We start from the raw sequence: 19135 nt of genomic DNA on the forward strand, positions 1-19135 counted from the left end.
ACTACCCCAGGGGTGTGCTCCGAGCGGGTGAGCAGGCCGGTGCGTGGGCGCGCGGCGGCCACGCTGCGTGAACGGCCCGCCCGTCAGCCCAGCGCTCGGGGGTGGGCGGCCGCGTAGACCTCGCGCAGGGCGTCGGCGGTGACCATCGTGTAGATCTGCGTGGTGGTCACGCTGGCGTGGCCGAGGAGCTCCTGCACCACGCGGACGTCGGCGCCGCCCTCGAGCAGGTGCGTGGCGAAGGAGTGCCGGAGCGTGTGCGGGGTGACGGGGTGGTCCGGGGTGCCGACGCCGGCCCGCTCGGCGGCGGTGCGCAGCACGGCCCAGGCGCTCTGGCGGGACAGGCGCGCCCCGCGGCTGTTGAGGAACACCGCCCCTGCCGAGGCGCGGTCCTCGGGGGCGCCGGCGGCGGCGAGGGCGGGGCGGGCGCGGACGAGGTAGGCCGACAGGGCCTGCACGGCGTAGGAGCCGAGCGGCACGACGCGCTCCTTGCCGCCCTTGCCGCGCAGGCGCAGCAGCGCCGCCCTCGGCTCGGCGGGGTCGTCGCCGTCGTCGTCCTGCTGCCGGAGGTGGTGGTCGGAGAAGACCTCGGGGGGCAGGTCGTCGACGTCGAGGCCGACGGCCTCGGAGATGCGGGCCCCGGTGCCGTAGAGCACTTCGAGCAGGGCGCGGTCACGCACGGGCACGGGCCCGTCGCCGAGGCCGGAGGCGTCCAGGAGCGCGAGCACGTCGGCCACGGGCACGGCCTTGGGCAGGCGCCGGGGGGTGGAGGGCGGGCGGACGGCGGCCGCCGGGTCGGCGGGGGTGGCGCCCTCGAGGGCGAGGAAGCGGTGCCAGCCGCGCACGGCCACCACGGCGCGGGCGGCGGAGGAGGCGGACAGCGCTGGTCCGAGCTCGCCGTCGGCAGCGCCGGACGGGGCGGTGGCGGCGCCGGTGCGCAGGTCCTGCAGGTGGGCGGCGACGTCCTCCTCGCCCACCTGGGCGAGGTCGCAGCGCCTGCGGCGGCGCAGCCAGCCGGCGTAGCGCTCCAGGTCGCGGCGGTAGGCGGCCAGGGTGTTCTCGGCCAGGCCGCGCTCCACGCGCAGGTGCGCGAGGTACTGGGACAGGGCGCGGGACAGACCGTCGACGACGGGCTGCGGGGGGTCGGCGAGCGGCTCGACCACCGTCGGTCCCGGCTGCGCCGCGGATGCGACGAGCACCTCAGCCCCCACGTCCCTCACTGTAGGGCGGCCGCACGCGGCAGGCTGTGGGTGTGCGAGAACGACGTCATGGGCGCCCCGCTGCTCGTCCTTCCGAGCGCCCCGACACCTCCGCCCCCGTCGAGGGCGCCTTCACCACCTCCACCGGGCAGGCCGCCTGGGTCCCGGAGCACGACGGCTCGTGGACGCTGTACGTCAACGGCGTGCCCAGCTCTCCCGTGCGCGTCGGTGACCCCGCAGCGCTCGACTTCGAGTACCTGCAGTGGATGGCCGACGCCATCGCCCTGGTGCTCCCCCCGCCCGGTGACGGCCCGCCCGGCCGGTCAGCGGGGTCTCCCGGCGCGCCGCTGCGCGCGGTCCACCTCGGGGGCGGGGCGTGCGCGCTGCCGCGCCACCTGTCGGCGGTGCGCCGGCAGACCGGGCAGCCGGTCCGCCAGGTGGTGGTCGAGCTGGACGCGGAGCTGGCCACCCGGGTGCGCGAGTGGGTGGACCTGCCCCGCTCCCCCGAGCTGCGGATCCAGACCGGTGACGCCCGGGCGGGCCTGGCGGCCCGGCGCGACGCCTCCGCGGACCTCGTGGTCCGCGACGTCTTCGCCGGCGACTGCACCCCGCGGCACGTCAGCACGCGGGAGTTCCTCCTCGACGTCGACAGGGTGCTCGTGCCGGACGGGCTGTACCTGGCCAACACGGTGGAGCGGACCTCGCCGGTGGGCCTCAAGGCGGAGATCGCCACGCTGCGGTCGGTGTTCGGCCACACCGCCGCCGCCATCGAGCCCGGCGTGCTGCGCGGTCGGCGCCACGGCAACGCCGTGCTGCTGGCGAGCCGCTCGCCGCTGCCCGTGGCAGCGCTGGCGCGGGTGCTGGGCGCGGGGGCGGCGCCGGCGAGGCTGCTGCACGGAGAGGCGCTGGAGGACTACGCCGCCGGCGCCCACGTCATCCTCGACCCCGTCCCCGCGGAACCCGCTCCGACGGCCTGAGAGTGCTCCGGAGCCCCATGATCACCGTGATCATGGGGCTCCGGAGCACTGCCTCGCCGTGGTCGTGGACTTCCGGGACGGGTCCCCCTCAGACGGCCTGCAGGTGCACCAGCGTCACGCTCCAGGGGAACCTGCGGGGCAGCACCAGTCCCACCGACCCCAGCACCGCACCGGGCAGCGCGTCCGCACCCAGCGGGCCGGCGGCGTCGACGTCGCCGGAGCGCCAGCCCAGCGCCAGGTTGGCGCGGGCGCCGCGGTCGGCCTCGGGCACCGGGCCCACCCAGCGCGCGCGGTAGCGCAGCCCCGGCTCCAGGCCGGGGTCGCCGGGGTTCCACGCCACCGGCAGCCGGACCGGCACCGGGTGCTCCACCCACGACTCACCCATCTGCACCTGCGCCACCAGCGCCTGCGACCCGTCGAGCGCCACCACGCCGTGGCTGCGCACCGCAGGGTCCGGGGAGTCCGCGCGCCAGGTGCGCCCGGAGTGCAGCAGCCCGCGGTGCTCCTTGAACACCGCCACCCAGTCCGCCAGCCGCGCCCGGTCGGACTCGGAGGCCGTCGAGACGTCCCACTCGATGCCGAACGCCCCGAACAGCGCGGTGGCCGCACGGAAGTCCAGGGGGATGCTGCGGTGCGTCTGGTGCGAGACCGGGGCGGAGACGTGGGCGCCCAGGTACTCCGGCGGGGCCTGCTGGACCATCCACCGCTGGATGTCCTGGCGGGCCACCGCGTCGGTCATGTCGGAGGTCCACACGCGCTGCACGCGCTGCAGCACCTCCACGTCCACGCGGCCGCCGCCGGAGGCGCAGCTCTCCCACTCCACCTGCGGGTGCAGCGCCCGCAGCTCGTCGAGCAGGCGGTAGAAGCCCGCCGTGTGGGCGGACACCACGGGCTCGCCACCGGCGGCCGCGCCGCCGGCCTCGAGCAGGTCGCGGTTGTGGTCCCACTTGACGTAGTCGACCTCGACGGCGCTCAGCACGGCGGAGACCGCATCACGGACGTGCTCGCGCACCTCGTCGCGGGAGAGGTCCAGCACCAGCTGGTTCCGCTCGAGGGTGGGCGTGGTGCCGCGGGCGGAGAGCACCCAGTCGGGGTGGTCGCGGAAGAGGTCGGAGTCGGGGTTGACCATCTCCGGCTCGAACCACAGCCCGAACTGCATCCCGTACCCGTGCACGGCGTCCGCGAGCGCCGGCAGACCGCCCTCGGCAGCCGGCCAGGCGTCGGGCGAGACGGTCCAGTCACCCAGCCCGGCGGTGTCGTCGCGGCGGGCGCCGAACCAGCCGTCGTCCAGCACGAACCGCTCCACACCGATCGAGGCGGCCAGCTCGGCCAGGGTCAGCAGGCGGGGCAGGTCGTGGTCGAACCACACCGCCTCCCACACGTTGAGCGTCACCGGCACCGGGCGCCTCGGCGCAGCCCCGGTCGCCTGGCCCACCGCGCGCAGGAACGCGTGGTTCGCCGCCGCCAGCCCGTCCAGGCCGCGGGTGGAGGCACCGAGGTAGAGCCACGGCGTCGTGTAGGAGGCCCCCGGCTCCAGGGAGGTCTCCCCGGGGAGCAGCAGCTCACCGCCGCCGAGGGTGGTCTGGGTGGACGGCGAGCGCTCCAGGCGCTGCACGGTGTTCCCGCTCCAGCCCACGGCGGCGCTGCGCACCTCGCCCTCGCCGAAGGAGAAGCCGGGGGTGCCGACGACGACGTCGCCGGCCGCGTCGTGCCCGGTCTTGCCGGTGCGGTTCTCCCGCAGCCACAGGCCGTCGCGCACAGGGGCGCGCTGCGGAACGCGCTCGTGCAGCCAGCCTCCGGTGTGGTCGAGCACCTCCGCCGCCTCGTCGGGCAGCGGCACCAGCACCTCCAGCCCCTCGAGGGCGTACGGCGAGGCACCGGCGTTGGTCAGGGTGTGGCGAGCGCGCAGCAGACCACCGGGCAGCGCCTCCAGCTCCGTGCGCAGCCCGAGGCCCGCCACGGCGTCCTCGGCGACGACGACGACGCGGGCGGCCGTCCCCGCGGTCCCGGCTGCGCCGCCCGCCGCGCCGGAGGCGCTGGACGAGGCGTCGCCGCGCTCGTCGTCGTCGGTGGTGGAGCTGTCGACGGTGTCGTCGAGGTGCAGGTCGACCAGGCGGAAGGCGGTGGACCAGGCCGGGTCCTCCACGCCGGTCTCCGTGGCTGCCGGCTGCGGGCGGTGGCCGCGCAGCGCAGGACGGGTGTAGCGGCCCGTCGAGTGCTCGGGCAGCACGGCCAGGCCCTGCACGCCGAGCAGACCGAGGCGGGCCGCGACGACGTCGTCCGCGGTGGCGCCGGCGACCTGCGAGGCCGGGCCCCACCAGACCGCGCGCGGCAGCGAGCCGTCGGCCGGGACGGCGAGCACCAGCGCCGCCGCCTCCGGGCCGGCGTCGGGGCGGGACAGCAGGACGGCGCTGGGGTGAACGGGCATGGGTCCTTCCGGAGGTGGGAGCGGCGGGCCGGTGCGCACGCAGTGCCGTCACCGTGTCACAGCAGCGGCGCCGCACCGAGAGCCGGTGCGGCGCCGCTGGAGGTGGTGCGGGGTGCGACGTGCTCAGCCCTTGACGGAGCCCGCCGTCAGGCCGCGCACGAAGTACCGCTGGAGCGAGAGGAACACGATGATCGGCAGGATCATCGTGAAGAACGCACCCGCGGTGAGGAGCTGGTCGCCCTGGCCCTGCTGACCAAGGAGGGAGTTCAAGGCCAGGGTCAGCGGCTGGTTCGGCCCGGGACCGATGAAGATCAGCGCGACGAGCAGGTCGTTCCACACCCAGAGGAACTGGAAGATCGCGAACGACGCGAGAGCCGGCACCGACATCGGGATGATGAGCTTCCAGAAGGTCTGGAAGTGGCTGGCGCCGTCGATCTTGGCGGACTCGAGGATCTCCTTGGGCAGCGTGGCCATGTAGTTGCGGATCAGGTAGATGGCCAGCGACATGCCGAACCCGATGTGCGCGCCCCACACGGCGATGAACTGCCCGTTGATGCCGAGCTGGCCGTAGATGTTCAGGATCGGCGCGAACGCCACCTGGTTGGGGACCACCAGCAGCGCCACCACGAGCACGAGCAGGAGGTTCCGGAACGGGAACTCCATGAAGGTGAAGGCGTAGGCGGCGAACGCCGCGATGAGGATCGGGATGACGGTCGCGGGGATCGAGATGGCCAACGAGTTGACGAACGCTTGCGCCATGGGCGCCCGCTCGAACACCTCGACGTAGTTCTGCACCGTGAGGCGGCTCAGCTGCGACGGGCTGGTGAAGATCGTCCACCAGCCGCTGGCGGCTGCGTCGGTGCGGTCCCGCAGCGACGTCACCGCCAGCCCGAAGACGGGCAGGATCCACGCCAGGCAGAGCAGGCCGATGACGACCCTGACCCAGATGGGCGCGGGACCTCCGACGTCCTCTCCGTGGCCGCCCCTGGCCGCCTTGCGAGGACGCAGGGCGCGTGTGGACGGGTCCTTCGTCTGCCCCGGGTTCGACACGGGCGGGACGGTGGTGGACTGGCTCATCGCGCGGCCTCCTCAGCCCGGAACTGGCGGATCTGGTAGACGAGGAACGGCACGATCACCAGCATGAGGATGACCACGATGGCGGCCGCCTGGCCGGCGTCGCGGCTGACGAAGAGGGCCTGGTAGAAGTTCAGCGCGATGATGTTGGTGCCGAAGTTGCCGTTGGTCGCCACGTAGACGACGTCGAAGGTCTTCAGAACGCCGATCAGCACGGTGATGAACACGGTCAGCATGGTCGCCCGGATCTGCGGGATGACGATGCTGAAGAAGATCTTCCCCTCTCCGGCTCCGTCGATGCGGGCCGCTTCCAGGGTGTCTGTGGGCACGCCCTTGATGGCCGCCGACAGCAGGACCATGGCGAAGCCCGCCTGCGTCCACACGAGGATCACCATGAGCAGGAAGCTGTTGACCTTCCCGTCACTGAGCTGCAGCCAGTTGACGGGGTCTCCGCCGAACATCGTCCACACGGCGTTGAGCACGCCGGTCTGGCTCTGGTTGGCGGGCACCGCGTTGTAGACGAGCCTCCAGATGGCCACGGCGCCGACGGCGCTGATGGCCAGCGGCAGGAAGATCAGGGTCTTGGAGAGCTTCTCGCCCGTCGGACGAAGGCGGTCAGCCAGCGTCGCGATGATGAGGCCGAAGACGATGGCGAAGGTCGGGACGATCAGGATCCAGAGGAAGGTGTTGATGAGCGTCGTCTGGAAACCGGGGGAACTCAAGAGCGCGGTGTAGTTGGCGAAGCCCACCCACGCGGTGCTGTTGCGGTTGGCGAAGCTGTAGATGACCGTCTGCACGAACGGGTAGATCAGGTAGAAGGCCAGCGCCGCGAAGGCCGGCAGGATGAAGACGTAGGGCTTGATGAGCTCCTGGGGCTTGCTGGGCAGGAGCTCGGTGAGCTTGTTGAGGATCCAGTAGAGGACGACGACGCCGGCGACTCCGCCGACGACCGCGATGAGCGCGTTCAAGATGGTGATGGTCACGGGACCTCCACGTCCGGCGGACCAGATGACTGGTGGCGGCTGAGTGTGGCGGGTGGGCGCCTGTGGCGCCAGGCGAGCCCCCGAGCGGACGGCGCCGGGCCCCTGACCAGGGACCCGGCGCCGCCACGGGGAGGTTCGCTCAGCTGGTCGCGGGCCAGCTGGCCTCGATGTTGTCGAGGGCGGTCTTCTCGTCCTCCGAGCCGGAGATCCAGGCGGTCATCTCGCGCCAGAACGAACCCGACCCGACCTCACCAGGCATCTGGTCGGAGCCGTCGAAGACGAAGGCGGTCGAGTCGTAGGCGAAGCCGGCCATCTGCTTGGTCAGCTCGTTCGGGTAGTTGTTCTGGTCGAAGTCCTTGCGCGGCGAGATGAAGCCGTTGGCCTTGGCCCAGTCCGCGCCGAAGTCCTTGGACGCCATGTAGTTCATGATCTTCTTGGCGTTCTCGGAGTCGGTGAACACGGACGCGAGGTCACCGCCGCCGAGGACGGGCTTGTCAGCGGCCGTCAGGCCCGGCATCGGGAAGACGCCGACCGTGCTGTCGAGGTTCTGCAGCACGTTGTCGGGGAAGCCGCCGTCGCGGGCGACGAAGTTGCCCTGGCGGTACATGAAGCACTTCGGCGGGGTGTCGAACATCGGGTTGGCCGCAGTGGCGAAGTTGTTGCTCGCGATCGACTGGCGCCCGCCGTTGACGTTGCCCTCGGTGAGGAGCAGCTGGCTCATCGTGTCAGCGGCCTTGACCACCGGCTCGGAGTTGAAGGCGATCTTGTGGTCGACCCACTCGTTGTAGACCTCAGGGCCGTTCTGGATCAGCATGAGGTTCTCGATCCAGTCGGTGGCCGGCCAGCCGGTGGCCGCCGCCGACTCGATGCCGAAGCACCACGGAGCCGTCCCCGAGGACTTGATCTGGTTGGTGAGCTGGAGCAGTCCGTCCAGCGTGTCAGGCGCCTTGTAACCGGCCTGGTCGAAGGGGCCCTTGGGGTAGAAGACGATCGACTTGATGTTGAGGCTCATCGGCAGCGCGTACTGGACGCCGTCGATCTGGCCGGCCTGGACGATGCCGGGGACCATCGCATCGAGGTTGGACTTGTCCACGACGTCCGTCAGCGGCGTCAGGTCGTCCTTGAAGGACTTCATGATGCCCGGCTGCGGGAAGATCGCGATGTCCGGGGCGCTGTTGCCGGACACGCGGGTGGAGATGACGGTGTTGAAGTCCGGCGTGGGCTCGAACTTGACGTTGATGCCCTCAGCCTTGGCGAACTTGTTGATCTCCGCCTGGAACTGGTCCGAGCTCGAGTCCGTGAAGCCGTACATGATCGTGACGGTGCCGTCGCTGTCACCGCTGGCGCCGCCGCTGCCGCCGTTGCCACCGCCGGACTGCTGGAGGCAGCCGGCCGTGAGGACCGTGACGAGACCGGCGGTGAGCAGCGCGCCGACGGCGCGACCGTGACGTGACCTGATGCGCATTGCGTGGGCTCCTTCGTCCACCCGGGAGGGCTCCGCACCGACCTGCGGGCCCGTCGGCGGACTCGCGCCCGCCACTGGTCGCTGAGTTTTGCCTCAGATGCTCCGCAACGTCAACTGCAGATGCGAACGACCTGCGCCCCAGCCTGTTCGGGTCTGTGGGTTTCGGTGCGAAAGCGCCTGTTCGTGACCGTCCCGTGACCTTCCCGTGTCCAGACCGTGTCCGCCGCAGCCCCTCGCGCGGTTGACCGAGCTCGCTCGACGCTGGCACGTTTGCCCCCGCGCAACGGGACGAGGAGGTCCGTGGACAGTCACAGCAGGGCCGCTCGACCAGCCCCTCCCCCGACCCCAGGAGCCGCAGGGGTCCGGCCGTGGCGCCCGCAGGCGGCCACCTCCCCAGTCTCCGAGCACCCGTCGGCCACCGCCACGGGAGCACCGGGCGCCGTGCACGACGTCGCCGTGGAGGTGCTGCGCCACGGACCGCTCCCCCGCAGCCAGCTCGCGCGGCGCCTCGGGCTGTCGGCCGGCAGCCTCACGCGCCTGTCCAAGCCGCTCATCGCCAGCGGTCTGCTCGTCGAGGCGCCGCCGGCCTCCGACCCCGAGACCCGCCGCCCGACGCGGCCGCTCGACGTCCCCGCCGACCGGCACCGCTTCGTGGGCGTCGACCTGTCCGCCGACGCCGCCTGGGGCGTCGTCACCGACCTGCGGGCCACCGTGCTCGCTCGCGAGGACGCCCCCCTGGTCGACAGGTCGCCGGCCGGCGTCGCCGACACCACCGCCCGCCTCGTGGCGTCCCTGGCCGCACGGGCCGGCGGGGTCGGTGCGGTCGAGGAGGTCGGCGTCTCCCTCGACGGCTACGTCGACGGCTACGGCGTGGTGCGCCGCGCCCCGCAGCTGGGGTGGGCCGCGCCGGTGGACCTCACCTCCACCCTCGAGGAGCGCCTCGGGCGGCGCGTCGTCGTCGGCAACGGCATGCACGCCTTCACGCAGACCGAGCACTGGTTCGGCGAGGGGCGGGCCACCACCTCCTTCGCCGTGCTGGCCGTGGGGGCGGGCATCGGCTACGGGCTGGTCATGCACGACGCCGTGGTCGAGACGCCCGACACCGCGCTGCACCTGCTGAGCCACCTCCCCATGGACGGCTCGGGTCCGCGCTGCCCGGCGGGGCACCGCGGCTGTGCGGCCTCGCTGCTGACGCTGGGGGCCCTCGAAGCAGCGGCGCGCCTGGCGCTGGGCCGCCCGGCCACGGCCGCCCAGCTGCTCGCGCGGGCCTCTGCGGGCGACCCCGCCGCGCAGGTCGTCGTCGACGACGCGGCTCGGCACCTCGGCACGCTCGTCGCCGCCGTCGCGAGCTTCACGATGGTGGAGCGGATCCTGCTCACCGGCGACGCGGCGCCGGTCGCGACGGTCGGCCGAGCGGCGCTGGCCGAGGGCGTCCACGCGGCGCGCGACCCGGAGGCGTCAGCGGTGGACCTCGTCGTGCGCACCGACGACTCCTCCGTCTGGGGCCGCGGCGCCGCAGGGATGGCTGTGCAGGCCTACGTGTCAGGGCCGGAGTGGCTCGCCCTGGAGGCCGCCGAGGCCGGCTGATGACCAGGCGCGCCTGCTGCCGTTATCAGCACGCTCGTCAGGCGCACCGCGTGACGGCGAGGGGCGAGGAGGCGCAGTCCTCGTGGGGACGCAGAGTCCCAGTGGGGACGCAGAGCCCCGGCCCAGCGCGCCGCAGCCGGGACGGAGCGACCCCAACGGGATCCAGCGTCCCCACGAGCAGCACTCCCGCCGGGGCTCGCACTGTCCAGCCCAGGACCGTGCGCCTCGCCTCGCGGCGTTCCGCTGCGAGCGTCGCAGCCCGCAGCCGACGCGGCGGTCAGCGGGTGGTGGCCGCCTGGCGGCCGGTGCGCTCGAGCAGCTCCGCGAGCGCGTCGCCGCCACCAGCACCCGCCGCGGTGGATGCGTCCCCCGACGCGGACGTCGGCCAGGTGCGGACGTGCGCCAGAGCACACGCGACGACGGCGGGGTCGAGAGTGGCGGCCGGGTCCGCCGCCCCGGAGGCCACGGCGACGTCCCAGGTGGCGCCGACCAGGTCGACGAGGACGCCGTTCGCGCCGGCCTCGGCCACCTGCGCCACCTCGGAGGCTTCGGCGGTGGCCTCCGCGCCGTCTCCGGCGCCGGTCTCCAGCGACCGCGTCCAGGCCTCGAGCAGCGCCGCGAGGGCCTCGCGCCAGCCGGTCGCGGGGTCGGCGCCCAGCCCCCCGACGGCGCCGGCGACGACGTCGGCCACCGTCAGCGCGCCGCCCGGCGTCGTCGTCGTCCAGGTGGCGGAGGGCAGGGGTGCCAGCACGGCGGCGAGCCCCCCGGCCGCCACGGGCAGCAGCTGGCGGGCGGTGGTGCCGCGCAGCGCGAGCAGGGCCAGGGCGTAGGCCTCCTCGGCGTCGGCGGCGACCGTGGCCGCCACCACCTGCGCGGCGCCGCGGTCACGGCGGGTGGTCACGCCCCACTGCGCCCCTGCGGGCCGCAGGCAGACCATGGCGCCGCCGAGGTGCTCGCGCAGCTGCCCCTCGCGCGGCAGCCACAGCACCTCGGCGGCGTCGACGCTGTCCAGCGCCCACTCGGTGGTGCCGTTGAAGCCCAGCACCTGACCCGACGGCAGGTCGTGCGCCTCGATGGTCATGTCCGAGACGACGAAGACGACGTCGTCCATCTCGCGGTCGGGGATGACGAACCGGTCGCCCTTCGCGGGGCGCCACTGCAGGCCGGTGTCGCGCAGGGCGCGCGCCGTCGTCGTCGAGGTCACGACGGCGAGCCTGCCACGCGCGTCAGCCCTCGGAGACCCGGGAGCTGCGCGCCTTCAGCTCGTCGATCATCTCCGAGGCGTGCGCCTTGGTGAGGTCGTCGGGGACCTGCTCGCCGGCCTCGGTGGCCAGGGTGCTCAGGTAGCTGAGCTGCGCACCGGTGGCGGGCTCGTCACCGGTGACCCAGGTCTCCGGGTCCTTGACCGCGGTCGGGTCGGCCTGCGAGCCGGTGCCGGCCTCGTCGGGCGAGGTCTGCGCGTGCGAGTGGGAGTCGTTCGAAGACGCGTTCTCGGTCATGTGTCCGAACCTAGGGCGCCGGGTCGCGGTGCGCCCGTCGACGTGGTCGGCTCGCTGCATGGCCTCCTCCCCCCGCTCGACGCCACGCAGGGTGCTCGTCACGGGCGCCACGGGCAACGTCGGCACAGCGCTCCTGCGCCGCCTGGCGCGCGAGGGCGTCACCGTGGCCGGGGTCGCGCGGCGCACGCCCGAGCAGCTCCCGCCAGCGGAGCGCTCGCCCGCCGCGCCGGTGCGCTGGCACGGCATCGACCTGTCGGCGTCCTGGGCCGCCGGGGCGCTGCGCGAGGCGATGGAGGGCGCCGACGCCGTCGTCCACCTCGCCTGGCGGATCCAGCCCAGCCACGACCGGGCCGCCATGCGCGCGGTCAACCTCGACGGCACCCGCGCCGTGCTCGACGCCGCTCGCGAGGCGCGGGTGCCGCACCTCGTGCACGCCTCCTCCACCGGCGTGTACGCCCCCGTCCCGGAAGCCGACCAGCGCAGCGGGCACAAGCCCGTGGTCGACGAGTCGTGGCCGCGCACCGGGGTGCCGACGTCGGGCTACAGCCGCGACAAGGTCGACGCCGAGGACCTCCTCGACGCCTACGAGGCCGCCGGCTCCTCACCGGTGGTCGCCCGCGTGCGCCCGGGGCTGGTGCTGCAGCGCGAGGCCGGCGCGGAGATCGCCCGCTACTTCGGCGGCCCGTTCCTGCCCGCGAGCCTGCTGGGAGGAGCAGGACGACGACGCGCGCGCGTCCTGCCCGTGCTGCCGCTGCCGGACGCCTTCGTCGCGCCGGTCGTCCACGCCGACGACCTCGCCGACGCCCTGTGGCACCTGCTCGCCGCGGGCCCGCAGCGGGCGAGGGGCGCCTACAACGTCGCCGCGGACGACGCGCTCGGCCCCGACGACATCGCCGCAGGCCTCGGCGCCCGCCGCCGCGTGGCCGCACCCGTGTCGCTCCTGCGCTCCGCGGCCGACGCCTCCTGGCGCGCCCGCCTGCAGCCCACCGACCCCGGCTGGGTGGACCTCGCCGCGGGCACGCCGCTGCTGGACTGCTCCCGCCTCAAGGAGCTCGGCTGGAGACCCACGACGACGGCGAGGGCCGCCCTGGACGACCTCGTGTCCGGCATGCGCGCGGGTGAGGGCGCCGGGACGCCCGCCCTCGCGCCGCGCGGCGCGCTGCACGGGAGGGTCGCGGTGTGAGCACGTCACCGACGACACCGGCGGCAGGGCAGGTGGAGCGGCCCGGCGCGCAGGAGTGGGTGCCGGAGCGCGCCGAGGGCGTCGACGCGCTGCGAGCGGCAGCGCCGTCGTGCCGGGGCTGCGAGCTGTGGGAGCCCGCCACGCAGGTGGTGTTCTCCGCGGGCAGTCCGCACGCGAGCGTCGCGCTGGTCGGCGAGCAGCCGGGCGACCAGGAGGACCGGCGCGGCATCCCCTTCGTCGGCCCCGCCGGGCAGCTGCTCCAGCGGGCGCTGGAGGAGGCCGGGCTGGCACGCGACCAGGTCTACGTGACCAACGCCGTCAAGCACTTCCGCTTCACCCCGCGCGGCAACCGCCGCATCCACGCCACCCCCGAGGCCGCGCACATCACCGCGTGCAAGCCGTGGCTGGCCGAAGAGCTGCGGCTGGTGGACCCGCGCGTCGTCGTCCTGCTGGGGGCGACGGCCGCGAAGGCGCTCCTGGGGCCCGCCATCCGCATCGGGAAGGACCGCGGCCACCCCATCGAGCGCGAGACGACCCGGGGCACCAAGACGTTCTTCGTCACCACCCACCCCTCGGCGGTGCTGCGCACCCCCGAGGACGCCCGCGACGCCGCCTACGCGGCGCTCGTCGACGACCTGCGCGCCGTGGCGGGCCTGCTCAGCGGCTCCTGAGCATCAGGCCAGCTCCCCCGCCTCGACGACCGCCTCGAGCCGGTCGCCGGGCGGGGCGAGCGGGCAGGCCCACTCCGGGTCGTACGCGCACGAGGGGTTGTAGAGGAAGTTGAGGTCGAGGACGAGGCGCTGGCCACCGTCCCCGTCGTCATCCCCCTCCACCGCGCCGAGGTCGGCGCCCTTGACGGTGTCGAGCAGGTAGCGGCCGCCTCCGTAGCTGGTGGCGCCGGAGGAGCCGTCGCGCACGGGCAGCCAGACGCCGCCGCCGTACCCGGACAGCCACCACAGGTCGAGGGGCCCGAGCGGCGTGGCGGCCCGGCCCAGCCGCGTGAAGACGACCTCGCCGTCGGTGCCGGTGGTGACGCGCAGCTCGTGCCCGGGCTCCTCCGGGCCCGCACCCTCGAGGGGTGCGGTGAATCGCAGGTCCGGGTCGTAGGGGGCCACCGGCAGGCCGGTGCGGCGGCGGGGGTCGTCGGGCAGGAGCGGGGAGTCGACGTGGGTGGCGTACAGCTCGTCGCGCGCGGTGCGCCACAGCTCGTGCGCCTCGCGGGGACTGCGCCGCGCGGCCGTCTCGCGGACGTCGGCGTACAGCTGCGAGACGCGGCGTCGGTAGTCGAGCAGGCTCAGCGATCCGGTTCCCACACCGACCACTGTGGAGGCCGACTGCCCATGATCACGACCGGAGGGGCGCTGTCCCTGCAGCCGCACCGCCACGACCGCGGTCAGGACGGGGACGAGGGAGCGGTCTCGCCGGGGGGCAGCCACACCTGGCGCGCCAGCGGCACCCCCGCCTGGCGCAGCTGGTGGGCCAGCCCCACGCCGTCAGGTGCCCGCACCTCCGGCACCGCCGCCACGACCCCCGACCGCGCCGACCCCGAGACCGGCACCGGGAACACGTGCGAGAGCACCTGCTCGGCAGCCGTGAGCTGGCGGATCGCCACGGCCCGCACGTGCTGGGACTGCTCGCGGGCGAACTCGCCGTAGATCTCCGGGTCGTGCTGGCCGTCGTCACCGACGAGCAGCCACCGCACCTGCGGCAGCTCCTCGGCCAGGCGCCGCAGCGCCGCGCGCTTGTGCTCCTGCCCGCTGCGGAACCACCCGGTGTTGGTGGGGCCCCAGTCGGTGAGGAGCAGCGGACCGGCCGGGTAGCCGTGGCGCAGCATGAAGCGCGTGATGGTCGGGGCGGCGTTCCACGCACCCGTGGACAGGTAGAGCACCGGGGTGCCCTCGTGGGCCTCCGCCGCGGCCGTCAGCAGGTCGGCCATGCCCGGCACCGGGCTGCGGGCCTGCTCGTGCAGCACGAACGTGTTCCACGCGGCGATGAGGGGACGCGGCAGCGACGTGACCATGACGGTGTCGTCGATGTCGGAGACCACGCCGTCGCGCTGGTCGGCCCCCACCACCGTGATGCGCGCCGTGGACGGCGCCCCGGTCCGCTCGTCGGCGTCCTCCTCGCCGGGCGGCGCGGTGGAGAACGTGACGTCGTGGACCCCGGGCGGCAGGTCCGAGGGGAGCCGCGCGTCGAGGTACCCGCCGCGCTCGGAGACGAGGCGGTGCGTGCGCTCCCCCACGGTCACCCAGACGGCCGTGCCCTCCACCGGCGCGGAGATGAACGCCCGCCAGCCGCGCAGCGCCGTCAGCGCCCGCTCCTTGAGCTGGTCGCGGTCGTAGGGCCCCACCCAGTCGCGCAGGGCCACCGGGTCGTAGGGCCCCTGGGGCACGGGCGTGCCCGCGTCGTCGTCGCCGTGCTCGGGTGGCCGGGTGGCCAGGACGCGACCCAGGACGCGCACCCACCCCTCCCCGCCGTAGGAGGCGTAGCCCAGCACGCGCGGCGTCCAGCCGCGGCGGCGCAGGTGCCCGGCCAGCAGCTTGTTCAGCCGGTCCTCGACCCGCGCAGCGGTGTGGCGCACGCGGGGGTGGTCGGCGGAGCGGTCTGCAGCGCGCGGGGCGCCAGGGCGTGCCGGGCTCACGGTCGGCGAGTCTGCCAGCCCTCGGCACCCCTCGGCCCGTCGACGGGGGCCGCCCGCGCCAACCGGCGCCGCTGCGCGGCGAGGTAGGGCCGGGCCCGGCGCTGCCCGCCCCGCGCGGCGATCGCGACCTCGAGGGCGTCCAGCGCGGCCCGCAGCGCGGCGGCGTCGGGGTGCCAGCCGCGACGCCCGCACTCCTCGAACCAGTCCGCCGGGGTCGTGTGGCCGCGCTGGCCGTTGCAGCGCGAGCAGGCCGCCACCTCGTTCTCCACCCAGCTCGGGCCGCCCTTGACGCGCGGCACGAGGTGGTCGGTGGTGGCGGGCACCAGCGGTCCGAACCGCCTGCCGCACCACAGGCACCGCCCGCCCTGCCTCGCCACCGCGAGCGCGAGCCGCTCGGCGCGGCCCGCCTGGTGGGAGGGCTGGCCGCCCGGCTGGAGGGCGGTGCTCACCGGTCGCTCACCGGTCGCTCACCGGTCGCTCACCGGTCGCTCACCGGTCGCTCACCGGTCGCTCACCGGTCGCTCACCGGTCGCTCACGGGTGGAAGACGACCTTGACCGCGCCGTCCTCCTTCTCCTGGAAGGTCTTGTACGCGGCGGGAGCGTCCTCCAGGGGCACGTGGTGGGTGGCGAAGCCCTCCACGCCGAGGGGGTCGTCGTCGCCGAGCAGCGGGAGGATCTCCGGCACCCAGCGGTGCACGTTGGCCTGCCCCATGCGCAGCTGCAGCTGCCGGTCGAACATGTAGAGCATCGGCATGGGGTCGGCGGCGCCGCCGTACACGCCGGACAGGGAGATGGTGCCGCCGCGGCGCACGAGGTCGACGGCGGAGTGCAGCGCGGTGAGCCGGTCCACGCCCATCGTGCGCATCATCCTCTCCGCGACCGCGTCGGGCAGCCAGCCCACGAAGGTGTGGGCGGCCTTGGCGGCCGACCCGTGGGCCTCCATGCCGACGGCGTCGACGACGGCGTCGGCCCCGCGACCGGCGGTGAGGTCGCGCACGGCCCCGACGAGGTCGTCGGTGGCGCCGGGGTCGATGACCGTGGTGCCTCGGGCCTGCGCACGGGCGCGCCGCTCGGGGACCGGGTCGATGCCGATGACGGTGGAGACGCCCAGGTGGCGGGCCACGCGGGTGCACATGTCGCCGATGGGGCCGAGCCCGAGGACGACGAGGCTGTCGACGGCCGGCCCTGCGTCGGCGCCGCTGCCCGCCCCGCCGGTGCGGGGTCCGCTGACGCCGGCGTACCGGACGGCCTGCCACGCGGTGGGGAGCACGTCGGACAGGTAGAGGTAGCGCTCGTCGGACACCCCGTCCGGCACCTTGACGGGCCCGTACTGGGCCTGCGGCACGCGCAGGTACTCCGCCTGGCCGCCGGGCACCTGCCCGTAGAGCTTGGTGTAGCCGAAGAGGGACGCGCCGAAGCCGGTCTCGCGGTTCTGGGTGGTCTCGCACTGGCTCTGCAGCCCGGTGCGGCACATCGCGCAGTGCCCGCAGGAGATGTTGAACGGCACGACCACGCGGTCACCCGGCTTGATGTGGGTCACCTCCGCGCCGACCTCCTCCACGACACCCATGGGCTCGTGGCCGAGCACGTCACCGGGGTCGAGGAAGGGCCCCATCACCTCGTAGAGGTGCAGGTCGGAGCCGCACAGCCCGGTCGCCGTGATCCGCACCACCGCGTCGGTGGGCTGCTCGATGCGCGGGTCCGGGACGGTCTCCACGGAGACCTCGCGCTTGCCCTGCCAGGTGAGTGCTCGCATGACGGCCCCCTACCCCGCTGCGGCGCCCCCACGCGGCGGCAGGCGGTGCAGGACGACGTCGCGCAGCCCACCGGGCACCCCGCGGTCGGCGACGGCGGTCATGAAGGTGCACGCGGGCTGGCGGCGGCGGTCGGTGGGCGAGCCGGGGTTGAGCAGCCGCAGCGCCCCGCCGTCGGCACGCGCGGCGGTGCTGTCCCACGGGACGTGGCTGTGGCCGAACACGAGGACGTCGGCCGGGCGCTCCCCGCCGCCGAAGGCCGCCGCGCAGCGCCGCTCGCGCCCGCTGGCCGCTCCGGTCTCGTGGACGACGACGAGGCGCACCCCCTCGACGTCGTCCTGGGCGACCTCCGGCAGGCGGGCGTGCAGCTCGGGGCCGTCGTTGTTGCCCGCCACGCCCAGCAGCCGCGCCCCGGCGGCGGCGCAGCGCGCCTCGAGCTCGTCGAGGACGGCCTCGCCCACCCAGTCGCCGGCGTGGACGACGACGTCGGCCGCCTCGACGGCGGCGAGGACCTGCGGCGGCAGGGCGCGGGCGCGCACGGGCACGTGGGTGTCGGCGAGCAGGAGCAGACGGGTGGGCACCCGCCATCCTGACCCGGACCGGTGCGGCAGGATGGACGCCCGTGAGCATCAGCCCTGGCCGCCCCGCGAGCGCGCTCCTGCTGGAGAACATCCACCCCCTCGCCGTCGACGTCCTCGGGCGCGCCGGAGTCTCCGTGCAGCAGCGCCCCGGAGCCCTGTCGGAGTCCGAGCTGGTCGAGGCCCTGCCCGGCGTCAAGCTGCTGGGCATCCGCTCGACCACCCACGTCACCGAGGCCGTGCTGGACGCCGCGCCCGACCTGGAGGCCATCGGCGCCTTCTGCATCGGGACCAACCAGATCGACCTCGAGGCCGCCGCCGCGCGCGGTGTCGCCGTGTTCAACGCGCCCTTCTCCAACACCCGCTCCGTGGTGGAGCTGGTCATCGCCGAGGTCATCGCCCTGACCCGTCAGCTGACCGTGTTCGACAGCGCCCTGCACGCCGGGGTGTGGCAGAAGTCGGCGGCCGGCTCCCACGAGGTGCGCGGACGGACGCTGGGGATCATCGGCTACGGCAACATCGGCAGCCAGCTGTCCGTGGTGGCCGAGGCCCTCGGCATGCGCGTGGTCTTCTACGACACCGCCGAGAAGCTGGCCATGGGCAACGCCGTGCGGCTGTCGAGCATGGAGGAGGTGCTGGCCGTCGCCGACGTCGTCACCCTCCACGTGGACGGCCGTGCCGGCAACGGCGGCCTGTTCGGCGCCGACCAGTTCGCGGCCATGAAGCCCGGCGCGATCTTCCTCAACCTCTCCCGCGGCTTCGTGGTGGACCACGGCGCCCTGCGCGACCACCTGGTCTCGGGACACCTGGCCGGCGCGGCGGTGGACGTGTTCGCCAACGAGCCGCGCCGCAACGGCGACCCCTTCGACTCCCGTCTGCGCGGCCTGCCCAACACCATCCTCACGCCGCACGTCGGCGGCTCCACCGAGGAGGCGCAGGAGGACATCGGCCGGTTCGTCGCCGGCAAGCTCCGCGACTACGCCGCGCACGGCAGCACCTCGCTGGCGGTGAACCTGCCGCAGGTCATCACCGACGCCGGCCACGGCACGCGTCTGGGGCACCTGCACCAGAACGTCCCCGGCGTGCTCGCCACGGTGAACTCGGTGCTGGCGCACCACGGCGTCAACATCGTCGGGCAGTCGCTGACCACCCGGGGACAGCTCGGCTACGTGGTCACCGACATCGCCAGCGCCGTGGAGCCCGCGGTGCTCGCCGAGCTGGGGTCCATGCCCGAGACGGTGCGCCTGCGCGTCCTGTCCTGAGGTCGCGGCTCCCCGACGACCCGACGACGAGGGCCCCGGGCGCAGCAGCGCTCGGGGCCCTTCGTCGTCACCGGACCGCGAGGACTCGCGCAACCGGTGGAGGTGGTGCTGGCGTCGGCCGGTGGTCCGGCCGGGCGTCAGATGCGGACGCGGCGGGGGTTGGCCAGTGGCGTCCAGTCGGGGTGCTGCTCGCCCGCGGTGTCGTCGGTGCGGGTCTCGTCGACGGGAGCGGTGGTGTCGGTGGTCGGTGCCATGTCGTGCCTCCTGGGAACGGGTGGGTCCAGCGGCCGGGTCTCGCGGTGTGTCGCGGGGCCGGCGGGTCTCGCCGGCTCCACGGTGGATCCGATGCCTGGACAGCACCTGCGCGCCAGCGCTTGTTCCCCTGTCGTCCGCGTGCCGTGCGTCTGCCGTGCGCGTCGTCTGACCGGGGAGGTGCCACCAGGTCACCCATCGTGACCGTGATCGCGGGGCCGCGCCACCTCCCACACCGAGATCGGTGGCACCGAC

17 protein-coding genes are annotated in these 19135 nt (G+C 74.4%); 5 read left to right on the forward strand and 12 right to left on the reverse strand.

The window, feature by feature from the left end; translation table 11 throughout:
* Positions 1–83: 83 nt before the first annotated feature.
* Positions 84–1160: a site-specific tyrosine recombinase XerD gene (locus tag FMM08_RS08070; protein ID WP_147926020.1), complete on the reverse strand. Its 1077-nt coding sequence runs from the start codon at positions 1158–1160 to the stop codon at positions 84–86.
* Positions 1161–1249: 89 nt separating this feature from the next.
* Between FMM08_RS08070 and FMM08_RS22945 the strand changes: the two genes are divergently transcribed.
* Positions 1250–2173: a spermidine synthase gene (locus FMM08_RS22945; RefSeq protein ID WP_187279622.1), complete on the forward strand. Its 924-nt coding sequence runs from the start codon at positions 1250–1252 to the stop codon at positions 2171–2173.
* An 88-nt stretch (positions 2174–2261) separates the two neighbouring features.
* Here the strand turns inward: FMM08_RS22945 and FMM08_RS08080 are convergent, their stop codons facing one another.
* The 4 genes from FMM08_RS08080 to FMM08_RS08095 all read right to left on the reverse strand — a co-directional run bounded on the left by FMM08_RS08080 (position 2262) and on the right by FMM08_RS08095 (position 8123).
* Entirely contained in the window at positions 2262–4601 is a 2340-nt protein-coding gene (locus FMM08_RS08080; protein ID WP_147925827.1) for an alpha-galactosidase, read from the reverse strand.
* 123 nt (positions 4602–4724) lie between these two features.
* On the reverse strand, positions 4725–5678 hold the full coding sequence (locus FMM08_RS08085) for a carbohydrate ABC transporter permease (protein WP_147925828.1): 954 nt from the start codon (positions 5676–5678) through the stop codon (positions 4725–4727).
* Positions 5675–6658, reverse strand: coding sequence for a carbohydrate ABC transporter permease (locus tag FMM08_RS08090; protein ID WP_147925829.1), 984 nt, complete (start codon positions 6656–6658; stop codon positions 5675–5677). Before FMM08_RS08090 ends, FMM08_RS08085 begins: the two co-directional genes overlap by 4 nt.
* A 139-nt stretch (positions 6659–6797) precedes the next feature.
* On the reverse strand, positions 6798–8123 hold the full coding sequence (locus tag FMM08_RS08095; RefSeq protein WP_147925830.1) for an ABC transporter substrate-binding protein: 1326 nt from the start codon (positions 8121–8123) through the stop codon (positions 6798–6800).
* A 441-nt stretch (positions 8124–8564) separates the two neighbouring features.
* Here FMM08_RS08095 and FMM08_RS08100 point away from each other — a divergent pair, with 441 nt between their 5' ends.
* Entirely contained in the window at positions 8565–9710 is a 1146-nt protein-coding gene (locus FMM08_RS08100) for an ROK family transcriptional regulator (RefSeq protein ID WP_187279623.1), read from the forward strand.
* Positions 9711–9987: 277 nt separating this feature from the next.
* On the opposite strand, the gene FMM08_RS23335 is transcribed toward FMM08_RS08100, so the two are convergent.
* Positions 9988–10914 (reverse strand): hypothetical protein, encoded by a 927-nt coding sequence (locus FMM08_RS23335; RefSeq protein ID WP_222710547.1) that lies wholly within the window; start codon positions 10912–10914, stop codon positions 9988–9990.
* Positions 10915–10936: 22 nt separating this feature from the next.
* Positions 10937–11209: a DUF3072 domain-containing protein gene (locus FMM08_RS08110; RefSeq protein WP_147925832.1), complete on the reverse strand. Its 273-nt coding sequence runs from the start codon at positions 11207–11209 to the stop codon at positions 10937–10939.
* A gap of 58 nt (positions 11210–11267) precedes the next feature.
* Between FMM08_RS08110 and FMM08_RS08115 the strand changes: the two genes are divergently transcribed.
* Positions 11268–12392, forward strand: a complete 1125-nt coding sequence (locus FMM08_RS08115; RefSeq protein ID WP_147925833.1) for an NAD-dependent epimerase/dehydratase family protein — start codon at positions 11268–11270, stop codon at positions 12390–12392.
* Entirely contained in the window at positions 12389–13063 is a 675-nt protein-coding gene (locus tag FMM08_RS08120) for a UdgX family uracil-DNA binding protein (protein WP_147925834.1), read from the forward strand. The genes FMM08_RS08115 and FMM08_RS08120 overlap by 4 nt, the downstream gene beginning before the upstream one ends.
* A 3-nt stretch (positions 13064–13066) precedes the next feature.
* Here FMM08_RS08120 and FMM08_RS08125 read toward each other — a convergent pair whose 3' ends face one another.
* From FMM08_RS08125 to FMM08_RS08145, 5 genes are all read right to left on the reverse strand, one after another.
* Entirely contained in the window at positions 13067–13705 is a 639-nt protein-coding gene (locus tag FMM08_RS08125) for a DUF1684 domain-containing protein (RefSeq protein WP_255472171.1), read from the reverse strand.
* Positions 13706–13785: 80 nt separating this feature from the next.
* A complete protein-coding gene (locus FMM08_RS08130) occupies positions 13786–15033 on the reverse strand; it encodes an App1 family protein phosphatidate phosphatase (protein WP_147925835.1) in 1248 nt (415 codons plus the stop codon).
* The gene (locus tag FMM08_RS08135; RefSeq protein ID WP_147925836.1) at positions 15030–15482 is read right to left on the reverse strand and encodes an HNH endonuclease; all 453 of its coding nucleotides are present in this window, start codon (positions 15480–15482) and stop codon (positions 15030–15032) included. Before FMM08_RS08135 ends, FMM08_RS08130 begins: the two co-directional genes overlap by 4 nt.
* Positions 15483–15566: 84 nt before the next feature.
* Positions 15567–16790 carry an alcohol dehydrogenase catalytic domain-containing protein gene (locus FMM08_RS08140; protein ID WP_147925837.1) on the reverse strand — a complete coding sequence of 408 codons (1224 nt, stop codon included), beginning with the start codon at positions 16788–16790 and terminating at the stop codon, positions 15567–15569.
* A gap of 9 nt (positions 16791–16799) precedes the next feature.
* On the reverse strand, positions 16800–17369 hold the full coding sequence (locus FMM08_RS08145; RefSeq protein WP_147925838.1) for a metallophosphoesterase family protein: 570 nt from the start codon (positions 17367–17369) through the stop codon (positions 16800–16802).
* A 41-nt stretch (positions 17370–17410) separates the two neighbouring features.
* Here FMM08_RS08145 and serA point away from each other — a divergent pair, with 41 nt between their 5' ends.
* Complete coding sequence (gene serA, locus FMM08_RS08150) at positions 17411–18628, forward strand: phosphoglycerate dehydrogenase (protein WP_369431684.1); 1218 nt, start codon at positions 17411–17413, stop codon at positions 18626–18628.
* The last annotated feature ends 507 nt before the right edge of the window (positions 18629–19135 follow it).

Source organism: Quadrisphaera setariae, from assembly GCF_008041935.1.
Taxonomy (GTDB): domain Bacteria; phylum Actinomycetota; class Actinomycetes; order Actinomycetales; family Quadrisphaeraceae; genus Quadrisphaera; species Quadrisphaera setariae.

What these genes read in the sequence shown, in the direction of transcription:
- FMM08_RS08080 (WP_147925827.1), bottom strand. Translation starts at nt 4,601, where the DNA reads ATGCCCGTTCACCCCAGCGCCGTCCTGCTGTCCCGCCCCGACGCCGGC.
- FMM08_RS08085 (WP_147925828.1), bottom strand. Translation starts at nt 5,678, where the DNA reads ATGAGCCAGTCCACCACCGTCCCGCCCGTGTCGAACCCGGGGCAGACG.
- FMM08_RS08095 (WP_147925830.1), bottom strand. Translation starts at nt 8,123, where the DNA reads ATGCGCATCAGGTCACGTCACGGTCGCGCCGTCGGCGCGCTGCTCACC.
- FMM08_RS08110 (WP_147925832.1), bottom strand. Translation starts at nt 11,209, where the DNA reads ATGACCGAGAACGCGTCTTCGAACGACTCCCACTCGCACGCGCAGACC.
- FMM08_RS08115 (WP_147925833.1), top strand. Translation starts at nt 11,268, where the DNA reads ATGGCCTCCTCCCCCCGCTCGACGCCACGCAGGGTGCTCGTCACGGGC.
- FMM08_RS08140 (WP_147925837.1), bottom strand. Translation starts at nt 16,790, where the DNA reads ATGCGAGCACTCACCTGGCAGGGCAAGCGCGAGGTCTCCGTGGAGACC.